At 62.2% G+C, this 8,269-nt stretch carries 10 protein-coding genes and 1 rRNA gene; 1 reads left to right on the top strand and 10 read right to left on the bottom strand.

The features are described from left to right. Positions 1–4 precede the first annotated feature (4 nt). From BT173_RS18670 to BT173_RS18625, 10 genes are all read right to left on the bottom strand, one after another. Positions 5–418, bottom strand: a complete 414-nt coding sequence (locus BT173_RS18670) for a GPW/gp25 family protein (RefSeq protein WP_072430192.1) — start codon at positions 416–418, stop codon at positions 5–7. A 1-nt stretch (position 419) separates the two neighbouring features. Then, positions 420–719, bottom strand: a complete 300-nt coding sequence (locus BT173_RS18665) for a PAAR domain-containing protein (protein ID WP_072430191.1) — start codon at positions 717–719, stop codon at positions 420–422. 9 nt (positions 720–728) lie between these two features. Beyond that, the gene (vgrG, locus tag BT173_RS18660) at positions 729–2,516 is read right to left on the bottom strand and encodes a type VI secretion system tip protein VgrG (RefSeq protein WP_072430190.1); all 1,788 of its coding nucleotides are present in this window, start codon (positions 2,514–2,516) and stop codon (positions 729–731) included. 3 nt (positions 2,517–2,519) lie between these two features. Beyond that, a complete protein-coding gene (locus BT173_RS18655) occupies positions 2,520–3,218 on the bottom strand; it encodes a LysM peptidoglycan-binding domain-containing protein (protein WP_072430189.1) in 699 nt (232 codons plus the stop codon). Further along, complete coding sequence (locus tag BT173_RS18650; RefSeq protein ID WP_072430188.1) at positions 3,219–3,398, bottom strand: hypothetical protein; 180 nt, start codon at positions 3,396–3,398, stop codon at positions 3,219–3,221. Positions 3,399–3,401: 3 nt separating this feature from the next. Then, the gene (locus tag BT173_RS18645; protein ID WP_072430187.1) at positions 3,402–3,872 is read right to left on the bottom strand and encodes a phage tail protein; all 471 of its coding nucleotides are present in this window, start codon (positions 3,870–3,872) and stop codon (positions 3,402–3,404) included. A 91-nt stretch (positions 3,873–3,963) separates the two neighbouring features. After that, complete coding sequence (locus BT173_RS18640) at positions 3,964–4,422, bottom strand: phage tail protein (RefSeq protein ID WP_072430186.1); 459 nt, start codon at positions 4,420–4,422, stop codon at positions 3,964–3,966. Between the two features lie 83 nt (positions 4,423–4,505). After that, complete coding sequence (locus tag BT173_RS18635; protein ID WP_072430185.1) at positions 4,506–6,062, bottom strand: phage tail sheath family protein; 1,557 nt, start codon at positions 6,060–6,062, stop codon at positions 4,506–4,508. 20 nt (positions 6,063–6,082) lie between these two features. Further along, on the bottom strand, positions 6,083–6,883 hold the full coding sequence (locus tag BT173_RS18630; RefSeq protein ID WP_139256235.1) for a hypothetical protein: 801 nt from the start codon (positions 6,881–6,883) through the stop codon (positions 6,083–6,085). A 40-nt stretch (positions 6,884–6,923) separates the two neighbouring features. Further along, a complete protein-coding gene (locus BT173_RS18625) occupies positions 6,924–7,502 on the bottom strand; it encodes a Pvc16 family protein (protein WP_072430204.1) in 579 nt (192 codons plus the stop codon). 695 nt (positions 7,503–8,197) lie between these two features. On the opposite strand from BT173_RS18625, the gene BT173_RS18620 reads away from it, so the two are divergent. Continuing rightward, positions 8,198–8,269 (top strand): 16S ribosomal RNA (locus BT173_RS18620); the annotation flags it as partial.

The raw sequence follows: 8,269 nt of genomic DNA, 5'->3' as shown, positions 1-8,269 counted from the left end.
CGGCTCAATAGGCGCTGACCGGCTGGCTGGCCTGGTCGAGATAAAGGGGATAGACGAGGTTGTGGCGGGTATTGGTGGTGCGCACGGTGTAGATCAGTGTCAGGTCGAGCCGACCGCTCAGCGCATCCACCACCTCGGTCTCGATACGTTCGAGCACGATGCGTGGCTCGAAGAACAGTACGGCCTTGCGCACCATCTCCTTCAGCTCGGTCAGCGTGCTCTCGTTCAGGGTGTCGAACACCATGCGACGAATCGGGCAGCCATAGGCGGGCAGCATGATCCGCTCGCCCGGATGGGTGCCGAGCAGGATGCGTAGGCTTTCCTCGATATCGTCCACGCCAGCCACCATGCCGACCTGCTTGCTGCGCGGGTCGAAACGGACGGGGAATTGCCAGCCACGACCGAGGAAGGGGCTCATCTCAACCTCCGATCAGCACGGTGGGCAGGCCGAGCACCACGCTGCCGCCATGCGCGGTGCTATCGCCCATGCGTGCGGCCGGGCGACCGCCGATCAATACCGTGGTGGAGCCCTGTACGATCACATCGGGCGGCCCCACGCAGACCGCGTTATCGCCGACCACGGCCGCGGGCAGGCCGCCGATGAGTACCGTCGGCACGCCGGGGCCGATCACCGGCCCGCCCACATGCGGTATCGGCGGCAGGCCCGGTGTCTGCATCGGGCAGGTGTGCAAATCGGTCAGGCGGGCGGCGGCAGGCATAGCGGGCTCCTAGTTGATCATCACCAGGCCGCCCTTGACCGTGGTCTGGCCGGCGGCGGATAGCTCGGCGGTGGCCGAGCCCTTGCCCACGAAGCCGACCTGGGCTTCGCAGTTGATATTCAGCCCACTGGCTTTCACATCCATCTGCGCGCTGAGCGAGATGCCCTGGCTGGCCTGCAGCTTGATATTGCCCTTGGCGCTGAGGCTGATGTCGTAGGGGCTGTCCAGCGCAATGCCGGCGCTGGACAGCTTGATGCTGTTCGCGTGCTGGTCCTCGATCAGGATGGACTTGTCCTTATCGTCCAAGACCACCCGGTTCTGCGCCGGGGTGGTGATGGTGACAATCTTGTCTTTCTCGTTGAATTCGATGCGGTGCTGGGCACGCGTGACGATGGCCTTGGTGTCATTCGGCGCATCCAGCGCATAGGGCGGCTGGTGCTTGGCGCTGTACACGGCACCCAGGACCACCGGGTGGCAGGGGTCGTCGTTCAGATAGCCGACGATTACCTCATCGCCCACCTCGGGTGGGAAGAAGGCGCCGAAGCCGTTCGAGGCATAGGGGCTGAGCAGGCGCGCCCAGATGCCCTCGCTGCTGGCCTGCATGACCGGCAGCTTGATCTGGATGCGCTGCGCCTCCTGCGGATCGCCATCCAGCTTGAGCACCACGCCGATTTGCAGGCCGCCCACGCCGGGCAGCAGGCCGGCCGCCAGCGGTGCGCTCACATCGTCGCGCTCGGTATGCCAGTGCGGGGCCAGACCGAACTCCACATCGGCATACCAGTAACCACCCACCAGCGTGTGCTCGACCGCGCTGACGAAGACATCGCCTTCGAAACGCTGGCCGACGCCCTTGACGGTGATCAGCGCGCCAGGCTTGGCCGCTGCATTGCCCATGCAGCGCAGATGGCCGCGGATGCGCGCGAGCTCGGCCTTCAGCTGGGTGGATTTGGCCCAGGTGCTGAGGGTGGCCGCCTCCTGCTGGGTGGCGGTCTGCAGCTGCAGGGTATCGGGGCTGCTTACCTTGGCCAGCACGCTACCGCGCAGATTGCCCTGCTGGTTGAGTGCGGCCGGCTTGGCCGCATTGCCCTGCACGATGGCTTGCTGCTTGGCATCCCAGGCCGTGGCGCGCGTCTCGGTGTATTGCAGGCGGGCGTCGATATCGGCGCTGAACTCGTATAGATCGCGTCCCCAGGCCAGCTCCAGCGCCGCCGCGCCATCCACCTTGGGCGGCTGGATCTCCAGCTTGTCCGGCGTCACATTGACCAGCAGGCCGTTGAACTCGGCGCGGGCCAGCAGGAAGTCCCAATCGCTGCAGTAGTACTGGACTAGCTCAGCCAGCGTGGCGCCAGTGTCGGCCACGTCGGCGCTCAAGCCATGCGCGCTGACCAGGCTGCTGAGGATGTCGCTGTCCTTCTGATCGAGGAAGTTGGCATTGCGCCGCCCCAGCGTCATTTTGCAGGCCGGGTCGCGGCACTCGACCACCAGGCGCGCCTGGTTTTGGCCCTCGATCTTCACGCCGTGGCGTATCACCATGCCGCTGAAGATATCGTCGAGCGCATCGCCAAAGCCGGCCGCGATACGGACCTTGGCGCCGGGGGCGAACAGCGGACGGTCGCTGAGCTCGAACTCGCCCGTGGGCATATCGCCGTCCTTGATCAGCAGCTCGGCCCAGGGAATGCGGTTGAAGGCCAGCCGCACCGTGATGCCGATCAGCGGCAGGTCGACCTGCTCCTCGCCATCGCAGTACACGGCCACGCGCAGCACACCATCGGTATCGACCTGGGGTGATTCGGCCATCGCTTACTCCAGCGGCGGAAAGTGCAATTGAGTGCCCGGCTGCAGGGCGCGGAACTGGCGCAGGCCGTTGAAACGCGCCACCGCCGCGTAGTAGCGGCTGTCACCGTAGATGCGCTCGCACAGCAGGGGCAGGGTGTCGCCGTCCTGTACCTCGACCAGATGGCTGAGGTCGGGCGAGCTGGCGCTGTCCTCCTTTTTCTTCTGCTTGCTGCTGGTATAGGAATCGAAGCTCAGCGCCACGCTGGCGCGCAAGGGGGCACCGCTGGGGCGGAACAGCGTGTAGTCGACATTGAAGCTGGTGAGCCGGCCGGTGAACAGCAGCTTGCCCCATAGGATCTGCACGATGCTCGGTTGGTGCACCACGCCCTTGTAGTCGTAGATGACGCGGCTCAAGGCCTTCAGCTGGTCGTCGACCTCATCGGGCAGCGCGCTGCGCGGTGGACGCGGCACCACGCCTGTGCCATCCAGGATCACGGTGAAGGACAGCTTGCCCGGCTGCATATGGCTGAACTGCCGCCCCGCGCCGGTATCGCCCATCGGCTGTTCCTTGCTGTAGCAGATGCTGCGCTCGTGCTTGAGCTGGGATGGGTTGATCAGCAGCGAGATGGTCTTGTCCGCCCCGCTCTGTGGCTTGACATCGCCCTTGTTGTCCACACAGGCGGTGATCTTCAGCGGGGTGTTTTCGGCGGAGGCGAGGGCCATCTAGCGCTCCCGCAGCTGCTCGAGCTGGCTACGCAATAGGCGCAGCGCCGCACGCTGGGCACGGTGCTGGGCACTGGCGTTCTCGTCCTGGTCGCAGCAGTTTTCCGCCTCATCCTCGGCCGGCTTGGCCGGCGAGTTCAGCTCGGACTTGATCACCATCTGGCGAACTTCGATTGTCATGGCCTACAGCTCCCGCGTGCAGTTCAGATAAGCGAGCTCAATGGTCTCGATCGCCACCTCGTTCTTGGTGGCATGGAAATCATCCACCCCCCAGCGCACCGGGTAGGCGGCGTGGCAGGTCCAGCCGCGTATCTTGTTGCCGTCGCCATCCAGCAGATAGACGCTGATATCCATGGGCGTGATGCGCTCACTCATGCCGCCATCCAGCGTGGCCTTGCACCAACGCAGCAGCGGCGACAGCTTGTCGGCCACCCCGCGCTTGAGCACCAGCTTGTCCTGCTGCACGCCCTTGGGCAGCTTGAACATGAAGCGATTCTCGCCGCCGGACTGCACGTCCTCGGTTTCCATGCTCTGGCTGAGCCCGCTGACTTCCTGGAACGCGCAATCCACGCCGCTGGCGATATCGCTGAAGCAGACCGCGAACGAGAAGGAGACCGGCAGATAACTGCTGCCGTACAGCGCCGACTTGCGCATCGTGTGAACCTGCTGGGAAAAGGTTGTGGGCAGCGGCGCGGCCAAGTACTGCCTTTAGTGGGGCAGCCTGGCCACGCCGCCACGGGCGGTACTAGCCATTCGCGATGGTCAGGCCCTCGTGGGCGATCTCTATCGTCTCCACCGCCACCTCATTGCCCTGCGCCTTCAGATCGGTGCCGGTGATCTTGGCCGGCCAGGCATTGTTCAAGGTCCACACCATAGTCGGGCTGCCCGATTCATCCAGCAGGCTGATGATGACCGGCACCCGCTTGATGGTGTTCATCTTGATCTGGTTAAACCAGTCCCAGAACTTGTTGTCTGCCTTGAACACGCCCTTCTTCATGGTCACATTGCCGTACTTCTTTAGCCCGGGCATCTTGACCGTGGAGAACACCGGGCTATCGCCCTGGCGGTATTCGATCTGCTGCGCTTCCACGTCCAGCCCCGAGACCTCCTCGAAGGACATTACGTTGGAGTCCCATTTCACCTGGAAATGGAACTTGGGAAGCGGCCATACATTTGCCGATTGTGCCGAACCATCGTCTGCCATGAGATTTCCTCCTTTAATACGCCATCTGGATCAGCAGGGCAGGCGCGGCCCACCCGCTGGATTCGATTCGGGATCGAGACTGATCAGGACTTCTGCATCTGCTGCTGGAAGGTGATCTCGATGAATTCCGCCGGCCTGACCATAGCCACCAGCACGGTCACGCGCAGGATGCCCTCGAGGATGTCATCCGGCGTCATCGTCTCGCCCAGGCCAACATGCACGCTGAAGGCATCATCGGGCACCGCGCCAGCCAGGCCGCCGCGCTTCCAGATCGAAGTGAGGAAGTTCTGGATCATGCTGCGGATGGTGACCCAGGTATTGGCCACATTCGGCTCGAACACCAGCGCCTTGGCGGCCAGCCGGCACGATTCCTCGAGCATGATCATGGTGCGGCGCACATTGATATAGCGCCAATCGAGGCTGTTGCCGTCCAGTGTGCGTGCGCCCCAGACCAGCACGCCTTCGCCGATAAAGCTGCGGATGGCATTGATCGACTTGCCCTGGGTGGTCACGTTCAGCTCTTCCTGGTCCACCGCGGAGATGCTGACTGAGGGCGAGATCACCCCACTCAGGCTGACATTGGCTGGCGCCTTCCAGACCCCACGCGTGTTGTCGACCATGGTGTAGATACCGGCCATGGCGGCGCTGGGGGGCAAGAGGTTGAGCTGATACTTGACCTCGCCGAGGATGGTGTTGAACAGGCTGCTGATCGACACCAGGGTCTTGTTCAGCAAGGCCTTGCTATTGGTGATGGCGGATTCGGACAGGGCGGGGTCGGCCGCGGCCCAATCCTTGGCGATATCGGCGATGGCGGTATGGCAATCCTTGGCCTTGGGTGAGGCGTCATCGGGCAGGGTGTCGGGCAGGCCCAGGTCGGCACGCAGCAGCTGCATGAGCAGATCTGGCGTGGCGATGTTCTCGTAGCTCAGATCCTTGTCGCCCACCACGGTGGTATTCAGCCACGGGTAGTAGGCGGTGGCGAAATCGAGGAAGTTGATGCCCAGCGCATTGCGGAAGTTGGCCACTGGGTCGCCAGCCGGGTCGTTGCGCGGTTTGTCACCGCCCCAGATGTCGAGGATGGCGATGCGGTTGCGCATCTTGTCGCCACAGTGGGCGAGCATGGCCTGCTGCAAATCGATGCAGTCGGGTGCCTTGAACTTCACCGCCTCGGGAATCACCAGCATGGTCGGTTCCTGCTCCTTGAGCAGTTCCTCGATGCCAAGCTTGAAGCGGTCCAGATCCAGATCCTCGGCATAACTGCCTACCGAGACGATGTAGCAAGGCCCGCCCCCATTCTGGAAGAAGTGGCGCAGGGCCGAGTAGAGCTGGTAGTTGCCGCCATCCTTGCCCGGCAGCTGTTCCATCACATAGTCCTTGCCCGCGACCCGGAAGGCGGCAAGCGCGGATGGATCGGTCTTCTCGACGATATTGAAGCGCGGAAAAGGGGCGAAACCGAAATACTGGTGATACTCGGCCATCGAGCTGATGCGCCAGGGCTTCATGCTCAAGGGCTTGTTACGGTTGTCGGCAATCTGGGTATGGCCGATAAAGGCCGGAACGGCCGTCGCGACTTCCACCACGGAGTTGGGGAAGGCATTCTTTTCCACGATATAGACGCCTGGCGTCTTCATAGCACCCATTGCAAGCTCCTGGTCAGTCGTTAGCGGTTAACAAAGATTTCCGATACATCACACAGCTCGCCATCGATCAGTTCGCGCTGTAGGGCCGCGGGTGTGGCCATCGGTAGGCGCGCAATCAGCACGCGCTCCGAATTGCCTACCCGCTTGCGCAGCTGGAAGCGATGCGACGGGCGTTCCTGCAGGGCCAGCGGCGCCTGCGAGCGAATCAGCAGCGCCGGATGGCCCGATTCCAGCTCGGTTACGACCGGCTCGGTGAAGTCGACCGCCTGGCCGACATCCACCAGACGCACATCCACCCTACTGTCCTGTCCTAGCATCAGGTACTTCCATATCGTGCGGCGTACCGGCAGCGTGAGCTGGTAGGCCGGCGCATCCTGTGCTGCCCAATCCGAGAAGCTGGCCTGCGCGTAGGGATTGAGCGCAATCTGCAATTCGGCCAGCCGCCCCGGCGCGAAACTGGGCTCGATCGGGCTATCCCCATCTGCCTGCAGCAAGCCGGGCGAGCTGGGCGAATGCTTGAAGCGCGGGCTCGCGCCCAGCGCGCGCAGATCGGTGTAATAAGCCCAGGCCGTATCGCTGCAGTACAGACCAAAGTCCAGCGCGAGGTCGGGCTGCGCCTGCAGCTCGCTCCACAATCCAGCTTCCGCCTGCCTGGGCAGGTAGAGCGCAATGCGCTGCGCTTCATGGCGCAGCAGCAGACCAAAACGCTGCAGGCGCTGCTCGCTTTCAGCGTCGGCCTGCAAGCGCATCGCGCGTGCCAGGCCATCGGCGAAATAGCCATGTTGGACCTGTAGGCTCGCGAGGCAGCGATAGGCTGTCACCGGGTTCTCCCAGCTGGGGCGGCGGGGATGAGCGCCTTGCTCATTGCCGCTGCAGTCCCACATCCGGTGCGTGGACCAACGGTTCGCGGCGCGAAATCATCCCGTTATCCAGACAGACCAGGCGTATCCGGTACAGCACCGAGGGCAGGTAACGCCCGCCGTGCATGCTCCACAAGCTGTGCATCTCGCTGGTACTCAGGTTCTCTATGTTCAAGACCAGCCGTTCAATGCGTGCATCCAGTTCCGGCGAGTTCTGGTGATCGAAGACCGGCCGGGTCTGGAAGAAAGCAATCGCATCGGACAGAAACTTCAGCGCCTCCGGGTAACTCTGCCCGCTGAAGGTGGCTGCGCAGACCATCAACAGGTTCAGGAACAAGGGCTCGCTACCGCGCAGCTGGCTCGTATACTCGCCACTACCGGCACCACGGGCGCGGTGAGCGGCGGTATCGCGCTCTATGCCGCTGATGAACAGCACCAATTTATTGCTTGCCGAGCTGACGGCCGCGCCGCCAATCTCCTGCAGATTGGTCGCCACCGCCATATCCTCGGCCAAGGCAAAGCGCCGGCGCAGATGCTGGTTCAGCTGGCTAGTCAGATGTCCAATCGCACTATCAATCACGGTAGCTTCCGGCAACGCTGCATCCGTCTATGGCAAGCAGCTATGCGATAGACGCTTGAGTCCATCTTGGGCGCCAGCTCGGCTGGGGACTATCGGCAGATTGCTGAACTTGGGCTCGGAAATGCTGAGTCCGTCATCGGCAAGGCGTGTTGGAGCGTTTGGCGGACAGAATCAGGCAGGTACTTATCCGGTAAAGCTCGAGGTGAGTGAAGAGACATTACTAAACTTATACAGCGAAATATCCCGGCATCGAACTGAGGCACTGCAAAACGCCCCGAAAGGGGCGTTTTGCATGGAGTTGTGGGTGTTTCGCGCTGTTTGATCGTGCCGGTGAGGGCGGCTGGGCGAGGCACTGCGCAGGTTTGCGCGGTGGTGCGTAAAAATCTTTTGGTGCGGTGCCAATTAATAATCAGGCACTTATGTGTTTGGTGGGTGTGTTTGGTGGAATTTGTTGTTTGGAGGTGTTGACGCGATTCGTGTGGCTGCGTATAGTTCGCCTCTCTGCTGCTGATGCAGACAAAAACGAAGCGAAACGGATGAGTCTAGCTGAGTGGGTCTGAAGAAGCAAACGCTCTTTAACAAGATACAACCGATAAGCGTAGGCGCTTGGTTGAGAAGCCAAGGCTTACGCAGATATTGAAATCGTTTCGACGGTTTTGATTTTGCAAGCCAGAAATTGAAGCAAAACAGAGATTGAACTCAAGAGTTTGATCCTGGCTCAGATTGAACGCTGGCGGCATGCTTTACACATGCAAGTCGAACGGGCT

Source organism: Chitinimonas taiwanensis DSM 18899, assembly GCF_900119825.1.
GTDB lineage: Bacteria > Pseudomonadota > Gammaproteobacteria > Burkholderiales > Chitinimonadaceae > Chitinimonas > Chitinimonas taiwanensis.
Note: the sequence above shows the minus strand (reverse complement) of the source record. Positions and strands in the feature narration are given on the sequence as shown.